Consider the following 25,804-nt stretch of genomic DNA (forward strand, 5'->3'; position numbering starts at 1 on the left):
CTTATTATGATTATGGAGGTTGCGGTTGCGTCGGGTGTTCAGCACATCATGTTGAAGGCAGGCGGTTGCGCCACGTGTTCAGCACATCGGCGCGGGTGATGAGCCCCAGGAATTGCCCGCCATCCATTACCACCGCCACATGGCCTTGGGCGAAAGTACGCAATAGCGTCGCTTCGTCGGCTTCTTTCGCCAGGGTAATCACCTCCCGCGTCATGGCGGCGTCGACCGTCAGGGCGAACCGCCGGGCATCGGCCCGTACCTGGGTAAGAATATCCCATTCATCGATAAGCCCCACCAGCCGGCCGTTTTCCAGCACCGGCAGTTGTGAGATATCGTACAGGCGCATACGGGCGTGGGCTGTGGCCAGGGTATCCGCCGGCAGGGCGAACACGGTGGCGCCTTCATCGTGACGAAAAGCGATAAAATCGCGCAGATCGCCGGTAACCGGACGCGCCAGCAAACCCTGCTGGCGCAGCCAGTCGTCGTTGAACATTTTGGAGAGATATTTGTTGCCGCTGTCGCAGGCGAAGGTCACCACCCGTTTGGGCGTACGCTGCGCCCGGCAGTAGCGCAGCGCCGCCGTCAGCAGGGTGCCGGTGGACGACCCGGCCAGGATGCCCTCCTTATGCAACAGGGTACGGGCGGTGGCGAATGCCTCGCCGTCGGTAATGCGAAACGCCTGGCTCAGCCGCTCCACCTGGCTGAGCGGCGGCACAAAATCCTCGCCAATCCCCTCCACCAGCCAACTGCCGGCCTCGGGCGCGGTGCCGTGCTCCACCACATCCGCCAGGATTGACCCCGCCGGATCGGCGAGGATAAATTCGGTTTTGGGCGATACCTCGTCAAAAAAGCGCCTGAGTCCGCCCAGGGTGCCGCCGGAGCCGACGCCGACCACGATGGCGTCGATATCCTGATCCATCTGCTGCCACAGTTCGGGCGCGGTGCCCTGGTAATGGGCCAGCGGGTTGGCGGGGTTGTTAAATTGATCGATATAAAAGGCGCCCGGGGTTTCCCCGGCCAGGCGACGGGCGTAGTCCTGATAATAATCGGGGTGTCCCTTACCCACGTCGGAGCGGGTCAGCAGCACTTTCGCCCCCAGCGCCCGCAGATGGAATATTTTCTCGCGGCTCATTTTATCCGGCACCACCAATATCAGGCTATAGCCTTTTTGCGCGGCCACCAGCGCCAGGCCCAGGCCGGTATTGCCGGCCGTGGCCTCGATAATGGTGCCGCCGGGGGCCAGGATGCCCTGGCGCTCCGCCTGCTCGATCATGGCGAGCGCCACGCGATCCTTGATCGATCCCGCCGGGTTTTGGTTTTCCAGCTTAAGAAACAGCCGGCAGATGCCGCTGTCCAGCCGCGTAAGTTCCAGCATCGGGGTATGGCCTATCAGATCGAGAACGGAATCAGGTAATGGCATGGGCAATGTCCTTTAACGTGCCGGGGATGATTTGCGTGGATAATAGAGCTGAATCAAGCCGGTGTTTAAAGAACAAATAACTACTTTATATGCCATAAAGTAATATATTGCTCTGTTTAGACGTCGGGATGTACGGCCGTATAGCGGTAAGGAAAGATAAAATAAAACCTCTTCCGCGCCGGCGCTGGGTCCGGCGACGGCGGGTATCGCGTTCCGGTGCCGGCCCTGCGGCCCAATAGGCAAAAAATGCGTTAGCTTAAACAAAATAAGTATAAGTTGACGCCATACTGAAACACCGGCGTGGTATGAACTATGATCTCCATATCCGGACAGGTGCAACGCGGGGGGAGATATGCGTAAGCCACGTAATGACGATCGCGCCATCATCGAGATGCTAGGCGATGATCAGGAATTCGCCGTGGAATTTTTACATATGGTGTATGGCGGGCTGGACGAGGAAGAAGAGGAAGAGCTTTTCCTGACGGCGCTGCATGGGCTGAAGGCGTCCGCCGGCGATAACGCCCAGGCGCCGGAAACAGCGCCGGGACGCCAGGGCGGTTAACCGGCCGGCACCGATATAACCCTGATAAACCGGGCCGAAACCCGTTCCCGGTGTAGATTTCTGCGCCCGGCATCGCCGCCATTGCGCCGCCGCCGCACGCCACGTTCGCCGCGCCGGTGGCGACGACGGTCCCACCTTTGCGCCCGTCCGGCGGCCATTTCCCCACCTGTTATTTCCCGCAAACGCTCCCGCGACGCAAGACCGGCCCGCCAGGATCAATCCGGCGGGTTTTTGTGATCCAAGATACAGAACGAACACGCATTCCCACGGTGGGTATTTACACCGCCAAAATGACGGTGCTAGTATCTCGTTAAGCATTATACAACCGTGTTCTATAATATAGAACAAATCCACTGACGATTGCCGGTAATGATCCTGATTTTTTGGCCGGTCCGCATAATGCGCCTTCCCACATTCCCGGTTGTAAAAGGTTACTATTATGATTGATAACAAGAAGTTTCGCGGGATTATTCCGCCGGTGTCCACCATCCTGACCCAGGAAGGTCAGCTTGATGAGGCGGGCATGGGCCTGACCATCGACCATCTGATCGCCGCCGGGGTCAACGGCCTGTTTTTCCTGGGGACCGGCGGCGAATTTTCGCAAATGTCGTGCGCCGAACGGCAGACCGTGGCCGAATTCGCCGTGCGCTATGTTAACCACCGGGTGCCGGTGCTGATTGGCACCGGCAGCACCAATACGCGCGAGGCCCTGACGCTGAGCCGCCATGCCCAGGCTATCGGCGCGGACGCCATCGTGGTGATCAATCCCTATTACTGGCATCTCACCGACGCCAACCTGTTGCGCTATTACGGCGACATCGCCGCAAGCGTCGATCTGCCGGTGATTTTATACAATTTCCCTTTCCTGACCGGGCAGGATCTGACGCCGGCCCTGGTCAAGCGCCTGGCCGATGCCCATGGCAATATCGTCGGCATCAAGGACACGATCGACTCCGTGGCCCATCTGCGTGAAATGATTATCACGCTGAAGGATGCCCATCCCGCTTTCTCGGTATTCTGCGGTTTTGACGATCATCTGCTTAATACCCTGTTGCTGGGCGGCGCCGGCGCGATTTCCGCCAGCGTCAATTTCGCCCCCCAGCTCTCCGTCGGCATTTATAACGCGGTACGCGCCGGCGATCTGGCCAGGGCCGCCGAATTAAACCAATCCTTGCTGATGCTGCCCGCGCTGTATGCCATCGACAGCCCGTTCGTCAATGTGGTCAAGGAGGCGATGCGGGTATGCGGACTGGCGGTATCCGATTATGTACTGCCGCCGGCGCAGCCGCTGGATAGCGCGGGCAAAGCGGCCGTCAGGCGGGTACTGCAACGGGCCGGCGTCATTAACCAACAATGATGCGCCGCAACGTTAATGTCGCCGCTACGCGGTATGTTGAATCACAGAGAATGAAGTCATAGCAGCAGGTGAGTAATATTATGTCTATCAATACTATTTTCACTGATGTCGATGCGTCGATATATGATATCCAGACGCACGCGGAAGGGCCCAGGGGGTCGCTGCCGCTGACGCCGGAAATGCTGATGGATTCCCCCAGCGGCAACATTTTCGGCCTGACCCTGAATGCCGGCATGGGCTGGGATCCTAATAAGCTATTGGGTACCGAAGTACTGATCCTGGGTACCCAGGGCGGGATTCGCGATCATGACGGCGCGCCCATCGCCCTGGGTTACCATACCGGCCATTGGGAAATCGGCCTGCAAATGAAAGCCGCGGCGGAGGAAATCAGCCGGCACGGCGGCGTTCCTTTCGCCGGTTACGTCAGCGACCCTTGTGACGGACGCTCCCAGGGTACCACCGGCATGTTTGATTCCTTGCCCTATCGCAACGACGCGGCCGTGGTATTCCGGCGCCTGATCCGCTCCCTGCCGACGCGCAAGGCGGTCATAGGCGTGGCGACCTGCGACAAAGGGCTGCCGGCGATGATGATCGCCCTGGCGGCGATGCACGACCTGCCGACGATTATCGTGCCCGGCGGCGCGACGCTGCCGCCCACCCAGGGTGAGGATGCGGGCAAGGTGCAAACCATCGGCGCCCGTTTCGCCAACCATGAGCTTACCCTTGAGGAAGCGGCGGAGCTGGGTTGCCGGGCCTGCGCATCACCCGGCGGCGGCTGCCAGTTCCTCGGCACCGCCGGCACTTCCCAGGTAGTGGCGGAAGGGCTGGGCCTGGCGTTGCCGCATTCGGCGCTGGCGCCGTCCGGCCAGGCCGTCTGGTTTGAAATTGCCCGCCAATCGGCCCGCGCCGCGCTGGTGATGGGGCGCAAGGGACTCGCCACCAAGGATATCATCACCGATAAAGCCATAGAAAACGCCATGGTCATCCATGCGGCTTTTGGCGGTTCGACCAACCTGCTGCTGCATATTCCCGCCATCGCGCACGCCGCCGGATGCCATATCCCCACCGTGGACGAATGGGCGGCGATAAACCGCCGCGTGCCCAGGCTGGTGAGCGTGTTGCCCAACGGCCCGGTATATCACCCCACGGTAAGGGCGTTCCTCGCCGGCGGCGTTCCCGAGGTGATGCTGCATCTGCGCCGGCTGGGTTTGCTGCATGAGGATGCGCTGACCGTGACCGGCGAAACCCTGGGCGCCAATCTGGACTGGTGGGAGGCGTCGCCGCGGCGCGCACTGTTCCGCGAACGTTTACAACAGCTTGACGGCGTGCATCCGGATGAGGTAATCATGTCGCCGCGCCAGGCAAAGGAACGCGGCCTGACCTCGACCATTACCTTCCCCACCGGTAATATCGCCCCCAAGGGGTCGGTCATCAAATCTACCGCCATCGACCCCTCGGTGGTCGGCGCCGACGGCGTTTACCGCCATACCGGCAAAGCCCGGGTATTTACCGCCGAGTCCGACGCCATCAAGGCCATCAAGCAGGGTCATATCCACGCCGGCGACATGATGGTGGTGATAGGCGGCGGCCCGTCGGGCACCGGCATGGAGGAGACCTATCAGTTAACCTCCGCGTTAAAGCACCTCTCCTACGGCAAGCATGTTTCCCTGCTGACGGATGCGCGTTTCTCCGGGGTATCCACCGGCGCCTGCGTCGGTCATATCGGGCCCGAAGCGCTGGTGGGCGGCCCGATAGGCAAACTGCGCGACGGCGATATCATTGAAATGATCGTCGACCGCGACCGGCTGGTGGGATCGATTAATTTTATCGGCACCGATTCCGCCGCGCTGTCCCCCGGCGAAGGCGCCGCGGTATTGGCGCAGCGTCCCAGCCACCCCGGGCTGCGCCCGCATCCCCAATTGCCCGACGACACCCGGCTCTGGGCGGCGCTCCAGGCGGTCAGCGGCGGAACCTGGCGCGGCTGCGTCTACGACGCCGACCGTATTATCGCGGTGCTCGATGCGGGCGTGAAAGCCCTGGCGGAAAAAACGCATAATTAAATTACTATTCAGATCTATAACGACGAAGCTATTAATAGCTCACTGATATGAAGTGGCAATCTTATTAACAGGATTGCCGCCTCTTTTTTCATATTGTTGTCATGATAGAACATATCTCTGCGCTGACTATAGCTCCAGTGATAATAACCGCAGCCTTATTTCTCTATATAAGGTTGGCGAAAGCGTGTGTCTTTTTTATTAATTGATAACACAATAAAACCGGAGTGAGAGAATGCCTTTAATTATTGTTTCTTTGGGAATAGTAACCCTCTTATTTTTAATCATGAAGTGTAAGCTTAATACTTTTGTTTCGCTGATTATTGTTTCATTCGGCGTGGCGTTGGCATTGGGCATACCGCTGAATAACGTGGTGAAATCCATCGAAGGCGGCCTGGGCGGCACGCTCGGTCATATCGCGCTGATATTCGGTATCGGCGCCATGCTGGGACGCCTTATTGCCGATGCCGGCGGCGCCCAGCGCATCGCCATTACCCTTATCGGCAAATTTGGCGAGAAAAATATCGAATGGGCGGTGGTGGTCGCGTCTTTTATCGTTGGCATCGCGCTGTTTTTTGAAGTGGGCCTGGTCTTGCTGATCCCGATAATCTTCACCATCGCCAAACAGCTGAAGGTGTCAATCCTGCATCTGGGGATTCCCATGGCCTCGGCGCTGCTGGTGACCCACGGCTTTTTACCGCCGCATCCGGGGCCGACGATGATCGCCGGGGAATATGGCGCCGATATCGGTTCAGTGCTGCTGTACGGCATTATTGTCGGCACGCCGACGGTGATCCTGGCCGGTCCGGTTTATAATAAACTGGCCAAAAAAATCGTGCCTGAGGGGTTTAACAAAATCGGCAATATCGATTCCCTTGGCGAATCAAAGCTGTTCAGGCTTGAGGATACCCCCGGTTTCGCCATCAGTATGCTGACCGCCATGCTGCCGGTGATATTGATGTCGTTAGCGACCATTATTACCATGATCCAGCAGGAAACGGGGCTGGCCGATAATACCGCGCTGGCCATTATCCGCCTGCTGGGCAACGCTTCTGTCGCCATGCTGCTTTCCCTGCTGTTCGCCATCTACAGCATGGGGCTGGCGCGCGATATCCCCATCAAAAACCTTATGGCCTCCTGTGGCTCGGCGGTGACCAGCATCGGCATGATGCTGCTGATTATCGGCGGCGGCGGGGCGTTTAAACAGGTGCTGATCGATGGCGGCGTCGGGCACTATGTGGCCGATTTATTCACCGGCACCGCCGCCTCGCCGATTATCCTGGCCTGGGTGGTCGCCGCGATCCTGCGTATTTCGCTGGGTTCCTCCACCGTGGCCGCTATCTCGACGGCGGGGCTGGTCATACCCACCCTGGCGCACAGCGATGCCAACCTGGCGCTGGTGACGCTGGCCACCGGCGCCGGCAGCGCCATCGCCTCGCATGTCAACGACGCCGGTTTTTGGATGATCAAGGAATACTTCGGCCTGACCATGAAAGAGACATTCGCCACCTGGACGGTACTGTCCACCATTGTCTCGGTGGCCGGGTTGGGGTTTATCTTATTACTGAGCCTGGTGGTATAACTCCCGGCGAGTGATGAATGACGATCTTGATGCCGGGAGCGCGGTAACCCTTGTCGCCGTCAGTTCCCGGCCGTATATCCTAATTGCTGTGATAATTCCTGCCCGGCCTGTTTTAATAATTGGATATAGTCATCGAATTCGTTATCGCTGACGCGGGAAATTAAGGTCGAGATACTGATGGCGGCGATAACCTTGCGTTCAACATTCCATATCGGCACGGAAATACATCTTACCCCCTGTTCATTTTCCTGGTTATCGAGGGCATATCCCCGGCTGCGCACCTCGGCCAGTTCCGCTAAAAACCGGCCTTCATCGGTAATGGATTGCGGCGTTTGCCGGGTATAGTCGTAATTCTCCAGCAACGCCTGGATATCCGCCGGTTTAAGAAAGGATAACAGCACTTTGCCGATGGCTGTGGCATGCACCGGCAGCCTGCGCCCGATGCGGGAATAAGAAATTACCGCCATCTTCCCTTCCACTTTATCGATATACACGCCTTCTTTACCGTCAAGAATACCCAAATGCGTGGTCTGGCCGGTTTTAATCGATAATTCAAGCAGGAAACTTCTGGCTTTTTGCCGGATATCAATGGAATTGACCACCAGGTTTCCCCGTTCGACCAATTTCATGCCCAGACGGTATTTGCCGTTTTCATGATTTTGATCGATATAACCCTGCACCTGCAGGGTTTTAAGCAAGGAGTGCAGGGTGCTTTTGTGCAGGCCCATTTTATTGCTGATTTCGGTGATTTTTAGTTCGGTGTCGTGTTCATCGAACAGGTCCAGAATATGCAGGGCTCGTTCAACGGATTGGATGATTGGCATGGCTGACCGCTTGGGAAAAGAATGATACATGTTATGGGCTTGACGGTACTACGTCCGGTCGGGAAAATCAATTTAACCCCATCCGCCGCGCGACGCGTCCGTTTATCGTCTTATGCGATCGCGAACACGGATTTTAAAAAAATAATTTCAAAATCATCTAAATTTGAAAGTTTTTTTGGCGGACGGTCGCTACCTTGTGGCGGTAAATCAGGGGAGAATTCGTTATGACGACAAACATCACTAACAACTCTTTTTACCGTCCCGAGGATAATAATGCGTTCAACACAGGCGTGAACAGAATGTCGGGCGCGCTGCGGTTAGATGATCGCAGCGAAGGAGCGTATGAACAGCCGGGCGTGCCGCAACATATCATCAAAGTCAGTAACCGGCCGGCGGGAAGCCCGTTAGCACCAAACGGCCATCGTGCGTCTGGATTCCTTCCTTTGCCGGTTCAGCCTATCAATCCGGGTGTTGCGGCAGCGCGCGCCGCGGCGGGTTCTTCCATGGCGGTAGCCCCCGGCGCCGCACACAAGACCACCGCTATAAAGGCCATACCCGCTAACGCCGAAACCACGGCAAGCCAGCGCATTAAGATGTTCATTAAGTCGTTATTTACGGCTAAAAATATTAACAAGGCCATCAGAGTGGTGGGCGTGGCCATGACCGCTGCCGCGCTATTCTCCGCCGTGGCGACCTTAGTCGGTGTGGCGGGGGGACCTTTGCTTATCGTCGTCGCGGTAGGTTTTGCCATTGGCGCGCTGGTGAGTTTAACGGCCAAGGGTTTATCCCGCGCTTTCGCCAAGGCTGCGGTTCATGTGGTCAAAAATAAATCCGCCGAAACCCAGGCCAAAACCGGCGGCGCGGTGGCTCTGATGTCGGCGTTTGGCCACAATGCCAGCACCCGTGGAATGCAAACCGCCGCCTACGTTGGCGGCATAGCCGGTTATTGCTGCGCCACAATCGGGAAACCTGAACTGACCAAGGTTTTGTTGGCGCCCATTGGCAAAGCCGTTGGCGTAATGGATACGATGATGTGTGGAACGGCTAATGTGGCTAAACAATGGGGCGCGGCCGTAGGCACCGCCGTGGCGGGCTGTTTGGCATGGTACAGTAATTTGGCGGAGCACGAACTTGGCAAAGTTGCCGATGGCGCCGCGTCTGGCAGCCAAACCGGGGCGTCAGTTGGCCGTTTAATCGATGATTTTATTTTTTCTCCCCTCGGGCTGGGTTTGATTCGCAATATACAAAATCAGTATATCAACACCGCTAAATCCTGGTATTTATTACCCTGGACATCGGAAGAACCCGCGGCCGGTCCCGCGGAATGGCTGGCGGCGATATCCGGGGGCACCCTGGGCGGCGTGACGCAGGTGGCCGATATTTACACCGGGGGGGAAATAACCCGCATAGGCCAGGCGGCCGATACCGCCCGGCGCACCGTATCCTTTGGCAAACTGCTGCGCGCGGCGGGTAATGCGCGGGATATGCGGCCCGGCGGGACCCTCAACGCCTTGCATACCGCCTGGCAAACCGTTTCCTTCGGCAAGATGGTAAGCGCGGTAGGTAATTATTTCGAACTGCGTATTCCGCATCCGGCCTGAATCACGCCTCGGCGGCGGCCAGCAGTTTTACGGCGGTATCCTCATCCGTTACCAGGCCGTTAATCCAGCCGCCGCTGAGCACCGCCTGGATAGCCTGGAACTTTTCCCGGCCGCCGGCAAAGGCGATCACCGGTTTTTCGGGGCGTGTCTGGATAGCGACGCTGGTCAGGCGATCGTCCATTTCGCTTGCCACCCGCTGGCCGTTTGCGCCGATAAAATGGCCGACGATTTCCGCCACTACGCCCGCCTGCGTCAGCCGGTTGACTTCGTCGGTGGTGATAAAACCATCCTTATGCAACGGGCAAAGGTAGTTCATCTGGCCGATGCCGATAAAGGTGACATCCGCCTGCGCCGCCTTATCGGTCACCATGCGGTAGATACGGTGATTACACCACAGCTCTTTATCCGTCAGGTTATCGGCGAACAGCGGCGCCGGCAGGATAAAATATTTACCCTGGGTTTTTTCCGCCATCCATAACGGCACATCGTAACGGGTACAGGAGCCGTCGGAGGCGATGGCGCCGATAAGCGATACGCAGCTATGCTGCGGGCGATCGATGGGCGCCATTTCGTTAATGGTGGCGCGCAGCGCCCGGCCGGAGCCGACGGCGATGGTCCTGGGCTGCGGCTGATCGAGAAACTGCATCATCACCTCCGCGCCGGCCACCGCGATCATGCTGTTAATACTGCCGGTATCCATGCCTCCCGACGGCACCACCAGGCATACCGACAGGCCAAAACACCGGGCCAGCCGTTGGGAAAGCGCCGTGCATTCAGCCACCGGATGGGTGATATTCACCCTGACCAGGCCATTTTCCGACGCCAGCGCCACCAGGCGCTGCGCCGCCTGGCGCGACACCCCCAGCACATCGGCGATTTCATGCTGTGTTTTGCCCGCCACGTAATACATCCAGGCGGCCCGGGCGGCCTGATCCAATTTCCTGTCGATTTTACCCATTGATCATACTCAGCTTTTAGCAGTGGTGGAACTATACCCATCATTTATGGAGGGCGTAAATCGATCATGTGCGAACTGTGAGCTAAAGCTCATTTGATGGGCTATTATTCGATTAAGCTCTCCATCTAGGCAATTACTCATTTTGTGAGCTTATGCTCATCTCCCTTTCGCGAGGTACTATACATTATGACCACTTCACAACACTTTACCTGGATGCACATCGGCGCCGGTTCTTTCCACCGCGCGCACCAAGCCTGGTATCTGCACCGTCTGCTGATGCAGGGCGACGGACGCTGGTCGATTGCGCTGGGTAATATCCGCGACGACGCCAACCCACTGCTGGATATCCTGGCGGCACAGAAAGGGGAATATGCACTGGAAACCGTGACGCCCGCCGGGGAGCGCAGCTATGAAAAAATCACCTCCATCCGCAAAATCATCCCCTGGGACGAGCAACTGTCGGCGCTGGTCGGGCAGGGCGCGAGCGCCGATACCCGGGTTATCTCCTTTACCGTGACCGAAGGCGGTTATTACCTGGATACCCATTTTAAACTCGACCAATCCAACGCGGATCTGCAGGCCGACCTGAAGGGCGGCGCGCGCACGATTTACGGCACCATCGCGCGCATCCTGCAAACCCGCCGCAGCCAGGACACCGGCGGCGTCACCCTGCTCAGCTGCGACAATGTGCGCCATAACGGCGAACGGTTCCGTGACGGCCTGACCGAATTCCTGACCCTGCGCGGCGAGCAGGATCTGCTGGCCTGGTTCCAGGCCAATACTACCACGCCGAACACTATGGTTGATCGCATCACGCCCCGTCCGTCCGCTGATATTGCCGGCCGGGTCAAGGAAAATCTGGGCATGGACGACCGCGCGCCGGTGATGGGCGAGTCTTTCATCCAATGGGTGGTGGAAGACCATTTTATCGCCGGACGTCCGGCGCTGGAAAATGTCGGCGTCGAAATGGTGGATTCCGTGGTGCCTTATGAAGAAGCGAAAATCCGCATCCTCAACGCCAGCCACAGCTGCATTGCCTGGGCGGGCACGCTTATCGGCCAGTCTTATATCCATGAAAGTACCGGCACCGCGGATATCCGCCGCATGGCCTACGACTATGTCACTCAGGACGTGATCCCCTCGCTGACGCCAAGCCCGCTGGACCTGGCGCAATACCGCGATGTGGTGCTGGACCGCTTTAGCAATCCGTATATCCGCGACACCAATCAACGGGTCGCCGCCGATGGCTTCTCCAAGATCCCGGGCATGATCACCCCGACCCTGATTGAATGTTACCGCCGGGGACAGCCGCCCAAGGCCACGGCCGTGCTGCCGGCGCTGTTTTTTATCTTCATGCGCCGCTGGCATGACGGCGAACTGCCTTACGACTACCAGGACGGCATCCTGGACGCGGCGGCCACCCACGCCATGTTCAGCGCGGCCGACCCCGTCGCGCTCTTTGCCCGCGACGCTAAACTGTTCGGGCCGCTGGCCACCGACCAGGATTTTGAAAAATTACTGCGCGAGACCATCACCCGGCTTGACGCCTGGGCGCTGGCCAAGGCCCCGAAGGTCGCCGCTCAGTAACCGCATCAGCCAATAACGAAGGGGAGCGAATATGTATCTCGGTCTTGATTTAGGCACCTCGGAAATCAAAGTAGTGATTATCGATGACAAGGGACAACTGGTCGCCAGTGAAGGCGAACCGCTGACGGTGCAGCGCCCGCATCCGCAGTGGTCCGAGCAGGATCCCGCGCAGTGGTGGGCGGCCACCAACCGCGCCGTCGGCCGCCTGCGCGCGCGGCATACCGATCTTTGGGCGGGGATTCGCGCCATCGGCCTTTCCGGCCAGATGCATGGCGCGGTATTGCTCGACGCCCGGGATAACGTGCTGCGCCCGGCCATTCTGTGGAATGACACCCGCAGCGCGCAGGAGTGCGAACAGCTTACCCGGCTGGCGCCGGAGCTGCATCAAATAGCCGGTAACCTGGCGATGCCGGGGTTTACCGCGCCTAAGCTGCTGTGGGTGGCGAAACATGAGCCGGAGATCTTTGCCCGCGTCAAGACCGTACTGTTACCCAAAGATTACCTGCGCCTGATGATGAGCGGTGAAAAAGTGTCGGATATGTCCGACGCGGCGGGCACGCTGTGGCTGGATGTGGCGAAACGCGACTGGTCGGATTCCTTGCTCGGCGCCTGCGGCCTGACCCGGGATCATATGCCGGCGCTGGTGGAAGGCTCCGCGCCGTCCGCCACCCTGAAGGCGGATGTCGCCCGGGAATGGGGTCTGCCGCCATCGGTGGTGATAGCCGGCGGCGGCGGCGACAATGCGGCCAGCGCCGTGGGCATCGGCGCGGTGAATACCGGCGATGCGTTTATCTCACTCGGCACCTCCGGGGTGATCTTTGCCGTTAACGAATGTTTCCGCCCCAACCCGCAGTCGGCGGTGCATGCGTTTTGCCATGCCCTGCCGGGCCGCTGGCATCAGATGAGCGTCATGCTCACCGCCGCCAGCGCGCTGCGGTGGTTATGCCAGATTCTGCATACCGACGAACCCACCCTGCTGGCGGAGGTGGCCGCGCTGAGTCTTGAGGAACAGCGGCGGGCGCCGATATTCCTGCCTTATCTTTCCGGCGAGCGTACCCCGCATAACGATCCCGTCGCCAGCGGGTCGTTCCATGGCTTGACGCATTCCACGGAGCGCGCGTCGCTGGGCTACGCGGTGCTGGAAGGCGTGGCGTTCGGTCTCGACGATGGCCTGGCGGTCATGAAACAGGCCGGCAGCCATATCGAACAATTTTCGCTGATCGGCGGCGGCGCCCGCAGCCCGTGGTGGGCGCAGCTGATAGCCGACGTGGTGGCCGTCCCGGTGGTAACCCATCGCGACGGCGCGGCCGGCGGCGCGCTTGGCGCGGCCAGGCTGGGCTGGCTGGCGGCGGGCGGCAACGAGGCGGACGTGTGCCGCAAACCGGCAATCCATACCCGTTTCACCGCCGGGACCGACCGCACCGAACAGCTGCAACACCGATTGGCGCTCTACCGGCTGTTCTATCGCCAGCAGGTGGACGCCAGGAAACTGGCGCTATGATCCCGGCCCGCCGGATCGGGCGCCGTATCCGGCGGGCCACCCCCATTCACGCACGCTGAACAGAACAATAAAGACGTTACCTCTACCCTAACGTAAACAAACAGAAGGAAGGATATCGATGAAAAAAGTATTAGCGGGTCTGTTGCTGGCCGTGGCCTCGGTGGCGATATCGGCCCATGCCGAAGATAAAATCAAAGTCGGTTTTGCCAACCGAACCCTCAATGGTGCCTTTTTCAACGGCCTGACAGAGTATATGAAAATCCATGCCAAGGAACGGGGCTATGATTTGATCACCACCGATGCGCGCGGGGATTTGAACAAGCAGATCTCCGATGTCGAGGATATGATTTCCCAAGGCATTAATTATCTGGTGCTCAATCCGCAGGATCCCGAAGCCGGCATGCGTATTACGCAAATCGCTAAACGCGCGGGTATTCCTACCGTTATCCTCGACAGCGATATTTCACTGGATGCGCCGGTGATCACCCGCGTGCAGGCCAATAACGCCAAGAACAATATCGCCATTGGCGAATTCGCGGTCGATCAGTTTGGCAATAAGCCGATGAACTGCGTCATTATCAGCGGCAACCAGGGCAACCTGGTGGGTGAAGCCAGGCGCACCAATTTTATTCGCGGCGTGATGGAAGCGCAACTGCGTAAATATAACCAAACCAACCTGACCATCGTCAGCCAGGGCTGGGGCAACTGGGATCAACAGGGCGGCCTGAAAGCCATGGAAGACATCATTGTCGCCCAGGGCAATAAGATCAACTGCGTCTACAGCGAAATGGACGATATGGCCCTGGGCGCCATTTTGTCGCTAAAAGGCGCCAATAAACTCCAGGACGTAAAAGTATTTGCCCACGACGGCTATAAAAAAGGCCTGGAAGCCATTGAACGCGGCGACCTGCAGGCGACGGCGGCCAATAACCCCAATACGCTGACCAATACCGTGCTGGATGTTATCGCCAAATACCAGGCGGGCAATAAAGACTTCCCGGATTATGTTTACACCCCCACCGTGCTCATTACCAAAGATAACGTGAAACAAGTCTACGATGCTAAATCGCTTTTCTAACGTCTTCCCCCCCCCTTGCCACAAGGGGGGCTGATATGAGGTATGTTCATGGACCAGTATGCAGTCGTTATCGAAAAGGTTAAAAAAAGCTTTGGCGGAGTCCATGCGCTAAAGAGTATTGATTTGAAGGTGAAGAAAGGAAGCATCCACGCCATCGTCGGTGAAAACGGCGCGGGTAAATCGACGCTGATGAAAATCCTCTCCGGTATCTATATCAAGGATAGCGGCACCATCTATATCAACGGTAAAGAGGTGCATTTCACCACGCCAAAACAAAGCCGGGAAAATAATATCGGCATTATCTACCAGGAACTGGCGCTGGCGCCGGATCTGACCGTGGCGGAAAATATTTTCCTCGGCGACCTGGGGTTCGGTGGCCAACTGGTGAACTGGAAAAAAATGAACCAGAAAGCCGGCCGGGTATTATCCAACCTGGGTTTCCATATACCGCCCACCGCGCGCCTGGGCACGCTGAGCGTCGCCTACCAGCAGATGGTGGAAATTGCCAAATCGCTGGCCAGGGACGTCAAGATATTGATTCTTGATGAACCCTCGGCGGTATTATCGAACCGGGAAATCGATATTTTATTCAGCCAGCTGAAATTACTGAAAGGGCAGGGGGTCACCATTTTGTATATCTCCCATCGCCTGGATGAAATATTCGCCATCGCCGACGCCATTACGGTTATCAAGGATGGCGAGACGGTGACCGATCTGGACCCCAAAACCTGCACGGAAGACGACATTATTTCCAGCATGGTGGGGCGTAAATTTGAAAACCTGTATCCGACCAAAAATATTCCCCAGGACGAAACGGTGCTGGAGGTGTACGGCATGTCCACCAAATCGCTGTTAAAGGATATCAGCCTGACCGCCAGGAAAGGGGAAATCGTCGGGCTGGCGGGATTGGTCGGATCCGGGCGCACGGAAATTTCCCGCTGCCTGTTCGGCCTGGACCGCATGACCAAGGGCCGGATTGTTAAAAACGGCAAGGACATCACCATTCGCCACCCGGCCGACGCCATGCGCCAGGGCATCGGCCTGGTGCCGGAAAGCCGCAAAGAGCAGGGCGCGATTTTAACCCGTCCTATTCGGGAAAATATGACGTTATCCAGTCTGAAACGCGTTTGTTATAGGTTTGGCATTATTAATTATCGCAGTGAGCGGGCGTTCAGCGAACAGTCGCGGCAACGGCTGGCGATCAAGCTGGGCTCCGTCGAGGACCCCATATCCAGCCTGAGCGGCGGCAATCAGCAAAAGGTGGTTATCGCCAAATGGCTGGCCACGGAATGCGATCTGCTGATCCTGGATGAGCCCACGCGCGGCGTCGACGTCGGCGCCAAGGTGGAAATTTACAACGTCATCCATGAACTGGCCGAGAAAGGCTACGCCATTATCGTTATCTCGTCGGAAATGATCGAGGTTATCTCCCTCTCCCACCGGGTGTATGTGATGAGCGAGGGATCGATAACCAAAGAGTTGCAGGGCTCCCAGATTACCGAGGAAAACATCATGAGATTCGCCATACCTAAACGTGCTTTAGTGTAGATGAGGAAAAATTATGGAAACGGTAAACAATCCCACTAAAACGACGGGCTTTGCCATGCGAGCCAAAGTGCTGAAATTTTTCGCCAACAACTCCACGTTACTGGTATTTTTCGTGATGTTGATTGTGGCCAATTTTTTATCCGATCGCTTCTATAGCCCGGAAAATATTACCAATGTGCTAAGGCAAAGCGTGCCGCTGGGCCTGGCGGCCATCGGCATGCTGTTTGTTATCCTCACCGGCGGCATTGATTTATCGGTGGGGTCGATCATGGCCCTGGTGTCGGTGGCCGTCGCGCTGCTCATCCCGGAAATCGGCGTGATGCCGGCCATCGTGGCGGGCGCGGGCATCGCCACGCTGGTGGGGGCCGCCGCCGGCTGCCTGGTGACTTTTTTTAATATCGCCCCCTTTATCGCCACGCTCGCCATGATGACCATTGCGCGCGGCCTGGCGCTGATTGCCGCCAAGGGGCAGCCGATTTTCATCGACGATGTATCTTATGTGAATTTCGGCACCGGCTATTTATTGGGACTGCCCCTGCCGGTCTATGTCTTTATCGCATTTGCCATCATTGCCCATTTTGTCTATCAGTACACCGTGTTCGGCCGGTTGGTGATTTCCATCGGGTCCAACGAAACGGCCACCCGTTTCGCCGGTGTGCGGGTCGACTGGTATAAGTTTGCCGTCTATGCCCTAAGCGGACTGGCCTGCGGCCTGGCGGGCGTGCTGGCCTCCACCCGTACCGGCGTCGGATCGCCGGTGATGTCCATCGGCTTCGAGCTGGATGTGATCGCGGCGGTGGTGGTGGGCGGCGCCAGCCTGGCGGGTGGCCGCGGCACGGTGGTCAATACCATTATCGGCGTGCTGATTCTCAGTATCATCTCCAATCTGATGAATTTAATGAATATCTCCGGCTATAACCAACAGGTGGTCAAAGGCGCCATCATTATCATCGCGGTGATGCTGGAAAGCTTTAAATCCCGGGCGCGGGCGTAAAGCCACTTCGGCGGGAAGAGCGGCCAAACCGATCGGGGCATGTGGTTTTGGTGGGCAAACCAGCGCTGGGTGCGGGCGTATGCAACGAGCGTGCATACGCCCGTTTTCGCCTAAAATTAACGCGTCTGCGCAGCGTCGGTCAAGGGGCGGCACTGCTGATAAAGCTCGCGAAAACGCGGGTACAGTTGGTGGTAAAAATCCCGTGCCGCGGCACTGGGCCGGATGACCTCGCCGAAACGCACAAACCGGCTGGCGCCGTTCCAGTCGTCGCTTAGACCCGCTCCAATGGCGGCGGTCCAGGCGGCGCCCAGGCAAGAGCCGGGATGTCCCTCCAGGCGCTGCAACGGCTCACCGAGCACGTCGGCGACAATTTGCATCCACAACCGGCTGCCGGAACCGCCGTCGGAAACGATATAACGACGGGTGGGATACCCGATATCATGTAGCGTGTCGATATGGTGCCTGATGGCAAAGGCGTAGGCTTCCAATAACGCGCGCCAGATATGACCCGCGTCGTGGGACAGCGTCAGGCCGAACAATACGCCGCGCGCCGCCGGATCGTGCAGCGGCGTCTTTTCGCCCAGGAAATAGGGCAGGCATATCACCCCGCCGGCCCCCGGCGGTTTCTGTTGCGCCAGGCTATCGATATATTGATGCAGTGAAAGGCCGGCCTGCGCCGCCGCCGGCCGGTGCTGGCCGGCAAAATTTTCCGCAAACCAGTTTAGTCCCGAGCCGCCGGTGGACATACAGCCGTTCGGCATATACATACCCGGCACCAGATGATAATCAAGAAAAAGGCGCGCATCCGGATTGACCGTGGCGGTGGCGGTCAATATATCCACCGACCCGCCGAATTTCAGCAACACGTCGCCCTCCCGGGTGACGCCTGCGCCCAGCGCGGAGGCAATAAAATCCGCCGCGCCGCCGATAACCGGCGTGCCCGCCGCCAGGCCGGTGAACTTAGTCGCCGCCGGCGATACCCTGCCCAGGATGTCATGGGATCGTACCAGGCGCGGCACCGCCAATCTTGGCAGATGGGCCAGGGCAATCTGTTCGTCGTCAAGCCTATGGGAGGCGATATCGATAAAACCCGCTTCCAGCGCCCAGTTCTGCTCGATGGCCTTTTCGCCGGTCAGCCGCCAGTTGATGAAGTCATAGGCGCCGAATACCGTGGCGATCCTTTGATAGATCGCGGGTTCATGGCGTTCGATCCAGCGGATCTTGGCGGCGACCAACTGCTGGTTGATGCCGTTGCCGCTACGGCGGATAAACGCCTGCTCATCCTGTTCGGCGCGAAGTTCGGCCACTTCCCTACCGCAACGGCCGTCGCTTTGCTGGATGCTGGGGCGCAATAGCCGATCCTCTCCATCCAGTAGCACCACGGCCGGTAACATGCCGGTGATGCCGATGCAGGCGATATCGGTGTTGGTTATGCCGCTACTCTCCAGCAGCTCGCGGCAAATTTCGCCGACGTTGCGCCACCATTGTTCAGGATCCTCCTCGGCCCATCCCGGCTGCGGCGAGGAGAGCCGCACCGGACGGGAAACCAAGCCCAATACGTCATCCGGGAGCCGGATCAGCATGCCGATGGTGGACGTGGTGCCTATATCAATACCCAGTAAGCAGTTCATGCGCCCTCCCGTCAGGCCGCCGTCGCGATGTCAGTTCATTAACGCAGGCTTTCCACCACATCCATAAAGCGCTTGACCCGATCACCGTCCACCGCGTTCCAGGTATAGCCGTCCACCTTGAAATGCGTGCCAATAACCACGCCGCTGGCCATGCTTAACACGTCGCGCACGTTATCGATGGTGGTGCCGGTGTTGGCGAATACCGGCACGTCGGAAACTGCTTCGCAGACTTTACGCAGATGGGATTTATCCGCCGCCTCGCCGGTTATCTGGCCGGAGACCAGAATGGCGTCGGCCAGAGAGGAGAATACCGCGCTGCGCGCGCGCAGCTCAATCGGCCGGCAGTCCAGGGAATGGGCGAATTCGGCGTTGATATTGAACAGCAGTTTCATATCGTCCCGGCCCAGATTATGGCGCAACCGGGATGCGGTGGCGCAGTCGGGCTGCCAGATGCCCATGTCCGAGGCGAACACGCCGGTAAAAATTTCCCGCACAAAACTGGCGCCGGTGACGGCGCCGATAGCGACGCTGGCATTCGGATCCCACAGGTAGTTGACGCCGAAGGGTACCCTAAGCGCCGGTTTAATGGCCTGCACCACCGCCGACATGGCGGCGACGCCTTCCAATGCCGCGTTAAACACATAAGGCCGATCATTTTCGTTGCCGAACATGATGGCGTCCACGCCGCCCGCCTGTAGCTTTTCCACATCGGCCAGCACATCGGCGATCAGTTTATCAATGCCGCCGCCGGCATCGTAGAGCGGGGACCCCGGCAGCGCGCCGATATGCGCCATGGCTATAACCGCTTTGGCTTTATTACCAAAAAAATCAAAAATCATAGGACACTCCAGACGATGTTATCGGGGACCGGTATCCCCGGGCCACATATCAGCAGCCTGCCGACAAAGGCGGAGCGATGACCACCTTAATCCTGGCTGCCTCGAGCGCCAGGGCAATTGCCGGTGGCGGCGAGCTCTCGGTAATCAGCATGTCCACACCCTCCAGCGGGGCGATGTTCACCAGCGACATGCGTTGGAATTTGGATGAATCGCACAGCACCACGGTATAACCCGATCGGTTTAGGTAAAGCCGTTTCAGGTCCACATCCTCAAAGGAGTAGTCATAAATGCCGTCGGCGGTAATGCCGGAAACACCGATAAAGGCGACATCAAACCACAGCTGTTCAAACTGGGCGATGGCGGCCGGGCCGCCCATGGCCATTTCATCGCCGCGCATATGCCCGCCCGCGAGATAAATATCCGGCGCCCCGCTGCTCATACGGTGGGCAATGCGCACGCTGTTGGTGAAAATTTTCATCCGCTGGCGCTCCAGTAGTCTTTCCGCCACCAAATAGGTGGTGGTGCCGACATCCAGCGCCACGGTGCGGTAACCGCAGGCGATATCCGCCGCCATCGCCGCAATGCGGGCCTTTGCCTCGCAATGCTTTACCAGGCGGGCGTCAAAACTGGGCTCTTCGCGATCTATCGCCACCGGCGTAATGTGGTCCGGCAGCACCGCCCCGCCGTGGATCCGCACCAGTTTCCCTTCCGACTCCAGCTCGAGGAGATCGCGTCTGATGGTCATATCTGAAACGTCCAATTCGGCGGCGATGCAGGTAACCGAAACGGATCCCTGCTGCGCCAAGGTCTCGATGATATGTAAATGGCGGTCTTGTGCCAGAAGCCTGGGGCGTTCCGGTTTCGCGTCATAGGCCGAAAACTGTTCTTTATTGGTGTTCATTCCGACATCCATTGCAGCTTAATGTTTGGGTTTGTCTGTCATCAAACAATAATTCACATAATACGGAGAATTATTTTTTTATCAAACATATTTATGTTTTGATTTGTTCGATATTTTGTTGTAGATAATAGTGGATAACTTAGAGGAGCAGCAACATGAGCTATGATATTGCCAGTCCCTATCAGTATCACGATCTGGCCGGAAAGGCCGCGGTAGTCACGGGCGGCGCCACCGGTATCGGCCGGGCCATCGCCGCCGCGCTGGCCGCGCAGCGTGTGCGCGTCGCCATTGGTGATATCGATGAGGTAAAGGCGAAACGCACCGCCGAGGAATTAGGCGGCGAGACGTTTGGTTTTCATCTTGACGTATGCTCCCGCGCATCGGTCACCGCCGGGTTTGCCCGGGTAAATGAGGTTTTTGGCGGTTTTGAGATTTTAGCGGCCAACGCCGGGGTTTCTACGATGCAGCATGCGTTAAAACTCACCGATGACGAATGGGATTTTAATTTTGACGTCAATGCGCGCGGGGTGTTTCTGACCAATCAGATCGCCGCCCGCCAGTTTGTCGGCCAGGGCCGGGGGGTGATAGTCAATACCGCTTCCCTGGCGGCGAAAGTTGGCGCGCCGCTTCTGGCGCACTACTCCGCCAGTAAATTCGCGGTACTGGGCTGGACCCAGGCGCTGGCCCGTGAACTGGCGGTACATGGCATTAGGGTGAATGCCGTGTGCCCCGGATTTGTTAAAACGGGGATGCAGTCGCGAGAGGTGGAATGGGAAGCGGAGCTGCGTTCCGTCGAGCCGGAACGGGTCATCGCCGATTATATCGCGCAGACGCCGTTGGGACGTCTGGAAACCCCCGATGATGTCGCCGATGTGGTGGCGTTTTTGTGCTCGGACGCCGCCCGCTTTATGACCGGTCAGGGTGTTAATGTCACCGGTGGCGTTTATACCGGCTGATAAATACAACAAAAAGAAACATTCTAATCAGATGCGGACAACACTTCTGCGGGATCCGATAGGCAACCGGCGAAAGCGCGCCACCGGTAAAAGCAATCGTTTGCCCCGATGATGGTCGGTTTTGCGTTAACGTCAAAGAGAGGGAATACCATGGCTTCTATTGAACTGCGGCGGGTTTCCAAGATCTATCAAAACAATCAGTACAGCGTACGTGACGTCGACCTGAAGATTCGCGATGGTGAGTTTGTGATCTTTCTCGGCCCGTCCGGCTGCGGCAAATCCACGACGCTGCGCATGATTGCCGGCCTGGAAAGCATTACCTCCGGAGAACTGCGCATCAATGACCAAAATGTTAACCATGTGGCGCCCCGCGATCGCAATATTGCCGTGGTATTTCAAAGTTACGCGCTCTACCCCCATATGACGGTGGCGGAAAACATGGGTTTCGGTTTGAAAATGCGCGGCACCGCGACCGGCGTTATCCGGCAAAAGGTCGCCGAAACCGCCGCCATGCTGGGACTGGACCAACTTCTGCATCGCAAACCGGGCGCCCTGTCCGGCGGCCAGCGGCAGCGGGTGGCGCTGGGGCGCGCTATCGTGCGGGAACCGCAGGCTTTTCTGCTGGATGAGCCCTTATCCAACCTGGATACGCAACTGCGCGCCGAAATGCGCACCGAACTGATAAAACTGCACCGCAGGTTGGGTAAAACGATGGTGTATGTCACCCACGACCAGATAGAGGCGATGACCATGGGTGATCGCATCTGCATCATGCGCGACGGATACCTGGTACAGAGCGGCACGCCGTTGGAGGTTTACGCCAACCCGGCCAATACCTTTGTGGCGCGTTTTCTTTCCTCACCGCCCATCAACCTGATCCCCTGCGTGGTGCGCGCGTGGGCCAAGGGAGTATCTCTTGAGCTGAACGCCACCTGCCGCCTGCGGGTGGCGGATTACGCGCGGGGGGATTACCGGCACTATGACGGACAGCCTGTGATCCTGGGAATCCGCCCGGAAGATTTCCATGCGCGGCAGCTTAACGCCAACTGGCAGCCGGTGATGTTAAAGGTGACGGCTGTGGAAGCCCTGGGGGCGGAGAACATCGTCATCGGCACCATTGCCGATGTCCGGTTCGTGGTGCGGCTTGACCGGCATACTCTGCCGTCGCCCGGGAGTACCATCACCCTCTATATGGACCCCGACCCACTGCATTTATTTGACAGCCTGACGGGGGATGTCCTGCCGCGCCGGGCCTCCCCTCCACTCGCCAGCTAGGCTACACCGAGGGCATGGTATGTTACGCAAAATTGCACTGCATCTTGGGCTGATACTTTCCTGCCTGCTGGTGATACTGCCGCCGTTATGGGCGCTGCGCACGAGTCTGGTACCCGAGCCTATGGCCTACAGCGCCGATTTGTTCCCAGGCTGGTCATGGGAAAATTACCAGGGACTGCTTGAGAAAAACAATTTTCTGGTTCATTACCGCAACAGTCTGATTGTCTCAATATGTTCGGTGATTCTGGCGATGCCGTTTGCCGCCGCCACCGGTTATGCGTTTGCCCGTTTCAGGACCGGCGGACGGGCGGCACGCTTTATTATGCTCGCAACCCAAATGCTGCCGGCGGTGGCGCTGGTATTGCCGGCGTTTGCCCTATTGCGCACGCTCGGGCTGACCAACTCGCTGGTCGGGTTGACGCTGGTGTACGCCGCGCTGAACCTGCCGTTCCTGACCTGGATCCTGATGGGTTTTTTCGAGGGTATACCGGTCGACCTGGAATGGGCGGCCATGACCGACGGCGCCACCGCCTGGGGCGCCTTCCGCCACGTGGTGCTGCCGGTTTCGCTGCCGGGCCTGGCCGCCGCCGCGGTGCTGGGGTTTATTCTTTCGTGGAACGAGTTTCTATTCGCCCTGGTGCTGAGCGGGCCGCAAACCTCGACTATTCCGGTGGCGCTGGCCGCGTTGCAAACGTCCAACGGCGTACAGATTGGCAAAGTGTCGGCGGGGGTGGTAATGGCCATTTTACCGCTGATTATCGCATCGCATTTTATCCAGCGTTTTATCGTCAAGGGCCTGACGTTCGGTAGCGTTAAATAATATAAGCGTTTAATAGTTAAAACCTCACGGCCCATTGTTCTTTTTCACCAGAGAAAATCATCAATCCGACGAAACAGGAGCCGGTCATGTTAATAAAGACAAAAATATTATTCTTATCAGGTTTGGTTATGTTGTCCACCGTTATGGCAGCGCAGGCAAAAGAGGTGGTATTGCGCGCCCTGATGGAAGATGTCCCTGAGACTCATATTATCGAGCAAATGCTGCCGCAATTCGAAAAAGAGAGCGGTATCAAGGTTGAGTTTGAAAAGATCGGCTACGGCGATATGCATGATAAGCTGGTAGCACAATTAATTGCTCCACAAAGTTATTACAATTTGCTGGAAGTGGATTTTCTATGGGCCGGTGAATTTCCCGCCGCGCAATGGCTAACCAATCTCACCCCGCTCATTAAAAAAGATAATTTTGATACGTCGGCGTTTATCCCATCCACCGTTTCACTGCTCAACCACGACAAAGATAAATTATTTATTTTGCCGATGTATAACTATTCCATGGGGCTGATATATCGCACTGATATTCTGGCGGATAAAACGCTACAGCAGCAATACCAGGCCAGCGCCAATAAGGCGTTGGTGCCACCGCAAACGCTTCAAGACTATGTCGCGTTAATTAAATATATTAAAGAAAAACAGGGTATTGCCGGGGCGGCCATGCAGGGGCAACGCGGGGATCCCAACAGCATGGAATTCTCCAACTATCTGTTTGCCGCCGGCGGCGATTACCTGGACCAGGATAATAAGGTGGTGCTCAATAGCCCGGCGGGTAAAAAGGCCCTGGCCTTATATGTCGATGCCATCCAGCATGGGGCCCAAGCTGGCGCGCTGTCCGCCACCCTCGACGATACCATGCGTTTGATGTGCGGCGGCAAGGCCTTCAGCATGATCACCTACTGGTGGATGCTGCCGCAACTGGACAACCAGCAGGCATGCCCGGCCGTGGCGGGTAAACTGGCGCTGACGACGATGCCGGGCGGCCATGGTGAAAGCGGCGGCTGGGGATGGGGCATTCCACATAATGTTTCACCTGAAGAAAAACAGGCCGCCTGGACCTTTATCCAATGGGTGCAAAGTAAAAAAACCGAAACCGAGCGCGCGCTGCAGGGCCATGCGCCGGTGCGCGCCGATGTCTACCAAGACCCGGCGGTGCTGGCTAAATTCCCCTATTACCAAACCGCGCAGCAGGTGGTCGCCAGCGGCAAATCTTTCCCTATCTTCACCTATTCCGCCCAGTATGAGGATGTGCTCGGCACCCAACTTTCCCAAGTGGCCGGCGGCAGCGGCACCGTTGACGGGGCGCTGGCGGAATCCGCCGCCCAGCTTGAAAAGCTGATGAAGAAGTAGAAGTCATTGATGATGCTATCTAAAACCTCCGCAGCTTCCCTGCGACAGACAAAACCCGACCGCGTCGGGTTTGACCGGTTTCGCCTGACCGGCTGGGCGTTTGCCTCACCGGGTTTGACCGCATTGGCTATCGTGCTGGGTTTCCCTGTGCTGTATGCCGTCGCCCTGGCTTTCTCTTCCTTTACCCTGATGCGGCCTGCCCTGGCGCCGTTTGCCGGCATCGACAACTTTGTCGCCGTGCTGAACGATGGGGCATTTTGGGCGGCTGCCTGGTTGACTATTAAATATTCGCTGATTACCGTCACCGGCGAGTTTTTGGCGGGGCTGGGCATTGCTCTAATGCTTAACCGGGTGGTCAGGACCCGGCCGCTTTATTTCGCGTTGCTGACCATCCCGATGGCGATGTCGCCGGTATGCGTTGCGCTGATTTGGCGTATGTTGCTGCAGCCCAACCTGGGTATTATCAACCATGTGTTCGAGTCCTGGGGACTACCGCGCATGGACTGGTTGGGCAATCCGACCCTGGCGTTCTGGAGCATGGCGTTTATTGATGTCTGGCAGCAAATGTCTTTTGTGGTGCTGATCCTGGCGGCCGGTCTTGCCGCGCTGCCACGTGAACCTTACGAGGCCGCCGAAATGGACGGCGCCAGGCAATGGCAGCAATTTTGGTATATTACCTTGCCGATGCTGCGCCCGGTGGCGGCCATCGCCGTGGTCATCCAGCTGATTAACGAGCTGCGAACCTATGATTTGCCTTATGTGCTGACCCGCGGCGGCCCCGGTACCGCCACCGAGGTACTGAGTTTTTTTGCCTACCGTCGGGCCTTCCTCGGCCTGTCGATTAACGAAGGCTCGGCCGCCGCACTGGTATTGCTGCTCATTGTGCTCGCCATGACGGTCATCTTTTTCGCCATGCTGGAGCGGCGTCGTTAATCGCCGGGGCAACCCGCTG

21 protein-coding genes are annotated in these 25,804 nt (G+C 57.9%); 15 read left to right on the forward strand and 6 right to left on the reverse strand.

Annotated elements, in window-relative coordinates:
* Positions 1 to 46 precede the first annotated feature (46 nt).
* Positions 47 to 1,420, reverse strand: coding sequence for a pyridoxal-phosphate dependent enzyme (locus tag ACL2XQ_RS01790; protein WP_410012374.1), 1,374 nt, complete (start codon positions 1,418 to 1,420; stop codon positions 47 to 49).
* A gap of 352 nt (positions 1,421 to 1,772) precedes the next feature.
* Between ACL2XQ_RS01790 and ACL2XQ_RS01795 the strand changes: the two genes are divergently transcribed.
* The 4 genes from ACL2XQ_RS01795 to ACL2XQ_RS01810 all read left to right on the forward strand — a co-directional run bounded on the left by ACL2XQ_RS01795 (position 1,773) and on the right by ACL2XQ_RS01810 (position 6,978).
* The gene (locus ACL2XQ_RS01795) at positions 1,773 to 1,982 is read left to right on the forward strand and encodes a hypothetical protein (protein WP_410012373.1); all 210 of its coding nucleotides are present in this window, start codon (positions 1,773 to 1,775) and stop codon (positions 1,980 to 1,982) included.
* Between the two features lie 439 nt (positions 1,983 to 2,421).
* Entirely contained in the window at positions 2,422 to 3,339 is a 918-nt protein-coding gene (locus ACL2XQ_RS01800) for a dihydrodipicolinate synthase family protein (protein WP_410012372.1), read from the forward strand.
* An 80-nt stretch (positions 3,340 to 3,419) separates the two neighbouring features.
* Entirely contained in the window at positions 3,420 to 5,399 is a 1,980-nt protein-coding gene (locus ACL2XQ_RS01805) for a YjhG/YagF family D-xylonate dehydratase (RefSeq protein WP_413740001.1), read from the forward strand.
* 232 nt (positions 5,400 to 5,631) lie between these two features.
* Positions 5,632 to 6,978, forward strand: coding sequence for a GntP family permease (locus ACL2XQ_RS01810; RefSeq protein WP_410012370.1), 1,347 nt, complete (start codon positions 5,632 to 5,634; stop codon positions 6,976 to 6,978).
* Between the two features lie 59 nt (positions 6,979 to 7,037).
* Here ACL2XQ_RS01810 and ACL2XQ_RS01815 read toward each other — a convergent pair whose 3' ends face one another.
* Positions 7,038 to 7,802 carry an IclR family transcriptional regulator gene (locus tag ACL2XQ_RS01815; RefSeq protein WP_410012369.1) on the reverse strand — a complete coding sequence of 255 codons (765 nt, stop codon included), beginning with the start codon at positions 7,800 to 7,802 and terminating at the stop codon, positions 7,038 to 7,040.
* Positions 7,803 to 8,026: 224 nt separating this feature from the next.
* Here ACL2XQ_RS01815 and ACL2XQ_RS01820 point away from each other — a divergent pair, with 224 nt between their 5' ends.
* On the forward strand, positions 8,027 to 9,403 hold the full coding sequence (locus tag ACL2XQ_RS01820) for a hypothetical protein (protein ID WP_413740002.1): 1,377 nt from the start codon (positions 8,027 to 8,029) through the stop codon (positions 9,401 to 9,403).
* Between the two features lies 1 nt (position 9,404).
* Here the strand turns inward: ACL2XQ_RS01820 and ACL2XQ_RS01825 are convergent, their stop codons facing one another.
* On the reverse strand, positions 9,405 to 10,361 hold the full coding sequence (locus tag ACL2XQ_RS01825) for a sugar-binding transcriptional regulator (protein WP_410012367.1): 957 nt from the start codon (positions 10,359 to 10,361) through the stop codon (positions 9,405 to 9,407).
* Between the two features lie 186 nt (positions 10,362 to 10,547).
* Here ACL2XQ_RS01825 and dalD point away from each other — a divergent pair, with 186 nt between their 5' ends.
* The 5 genes from dalD to ACL2XQ_RS01850 all read left to right on the forward strand — a co-directional run bounded on the left by dalD (position 10,548) and on the right by ACL2XQ_RS01850 (position 17,069).
* Positions 10,548 to 11,948, forward strand: coding sequence for a D-arabinitol 4-dehydrogenase (gene dalD, locus ACL2XQ_RS01830; RefSeq protein ID WP_410012366.1), 1,401 nt, complete (start codon positions 10,548 to 10,550; stop codon positions 11,946 to 11,948).
* A 31-nt stretch (positions 11,949 to 11,979) separates the two neighbouring features.
* Positions 11,980 to 13,449, forward strand: a complete 1,470-nt coding sequence (xylB, locus tag ACL2XQ_RS01835) for a xylulokinase (RefSeq protein WP_413721994.1) — start codon at positions 11,980 to 11,982, stop codon at positions 13,447 to 13,449.
* A 118-nt stretch (positions 13,450 to 13,567) separates the two neighbouring features.
* Positions 13,568 to 14,527, forward strand: a complete 960-nt coding sequence (locus ACL2XQ_RS01840; RefSeq protein WP_331122048.1) for a substrate-binding domain-containing protein — start codon at positions 13,568 to 13,570, stop codon at positions 14,525 to 14,527.
* Positions 14,528 to 14,575: 48 nt separating this feature from the next.
* Entirely contained in the window at positions 14,576 to 16,075 is a 1,500-nt protein-coding gene (locus tag ACL2XQ_RS01845) for a sugar ABC transporter ATP-binding protein (protein ID WP_410012364.1), read from the forward strand.
* A gap of 55 nt (positions 16,076 to 16,130) precedes the next feature.
* Complete coding sequence (locus ACL2XQ_RS01850) at positions 16,131 to 17,069, forward strand: ABC transporter permease (protein ID WP_410016644.1); 939 nt, start codon at positions 16,131 to 16,133, stop codon at positions 17,067 to 17,069.
* 116 nt (positions 17,070 to 17,185) lie between these two features.
* Here the strand turns inward: ACL2XQ_RS01850 and ACL2XQ_RS01855 are convergent, their stop codons facing one another.
* Genes ACL2XQ_RS01855 through ACL2XQ_RS01865 form a run of 3 tightly spaced genes read right to left on the reverse strand, consistent with a single transcriptional unit; the run spans position 17,186 to position 20,440 of the window.
* Positions 17,186 to 18,700 carry an FGGY-family carbohydrate kinase gene (locus ACL2XQ_RS01855; RefSeq protein ID WP_413721995.1) on the reverse strand — a complete coding sequence of 505 codons (1,515 nt, stop codon included), beginning with the start codon at positions 18,698 to 18,700 and terminating at the stop codon, positions 17,186 to 17,188.
* A 38-nt stretch (positions 18,701 to 18,738) separates the two neighbouring features.
* Positions 18,739 to 19,539, reverse strand: coding sequence for a BtpA/SgcQ family protein (locus ACL2XQ_RS01860; protein ID WP_410012362.1), 801 nt, complete (start codon positions 19,537 to 19,539; stop codon positions 18,739 to 18,741).
* A 49-nt stretch (positions 19,540 to 19,588) separates the two neighbouring features.
* Positions 19,589 to 20,440 (reverse strand): DeoR/GlpR family DNA-binding transcription regulator, encoded by an 852-nt coding sequence (locus tag ACL2XQ_RS01865; RefSeq protein WP_413740003.1) that lies wholly within the window; start codon positions 20,438 to 20,440, stop codon positions 19,589 to 19,591.
* Positions 20,441 to 20,595: 155 nt separating this feature from the next.
* Between ACL2XQ_RS01865 and ACL2XQ_RS01870 the strand changes: the two genes are divergently transcribed.
* The 5 genes from ACL2XQ_RS01870 (at position 20,596) to ACL2XQ_RS01890 (ending at position 25,785) form a co-directional block, all read left to right on the forward strand.
* On the forward strand, positions 20,596 to 21,396 hold the full coding sequence (locus tag ACL2XQ_RS01870) for an SDR family NAD(P)-dependent oxidoreductase (protein WP_410012360.1): 801 nt from the start codon (positions 20,596 to 20,598) through the stop codon (positions 21,394 to 21,396).
* 150 nt (positions 21,397 to 21,546) lie between these two features.
* Positions 21,547 to 22,671, forward strand: coding sequence for an ABC transporter ATP-binding protein (locus ACL2XQ_RS01875; protein ID WP_410012359.1), 1,125 nt, complete (start codon positions 21,547 to 21,549; stop codon positions 22,669 to 22,671).
* A gap of 19 nt (positions 22,672 to 22,690) precedes the next feature.
* Complete coding sequence (locus tag ACL2XQ_RS01880; RefSeq protein ID WP_410012358.1) at positions 22,691 to 23,491, forward strand: carbohydrate ABC transporter permease; 801 nt, start codon at positions 22,691 to 22,693, stop codon at positions 23,489 to 23,491.
* A 128-nt stretch (positions 23,492 to 23,619) separates the two neighbouring features.
* Entirely contained in the window at positions 23,620 to 24,852 is a 1,233-nt protein-coding gene (locus ACL2XQ_RS01885; RefSeq protein ID WP_410012357.1) for an ABC transporter substrate-binding protein, read from the forward strand.
* A 9-nt stretch (positions 24,853 to 24,861) separates the two neighbouring features.
* A complete protein-coding gene (locus ACL2XQ_RS01890) occupies positions 24,862 to 25,785 on the forward strand; it encodes a carbohydrate ABC transporter permease (protein WP_410012356.1) in 924 nt (307 codons plus the stop codon).
* The last annotated feature ends 19 nt before the right edge of the window (positions 25,786 to 25,804 follow it).

This window comes from Sodalis sp. RH14 (assembly GCF_047324285.1).
In the GTDB taxonomy this organism is placed as follows: domain Bacteria; phylum Pseudomonadota; class Gammaproteobacteria; order Enterobacterales; family Enterobacteriaceae; genus Acerihabitans.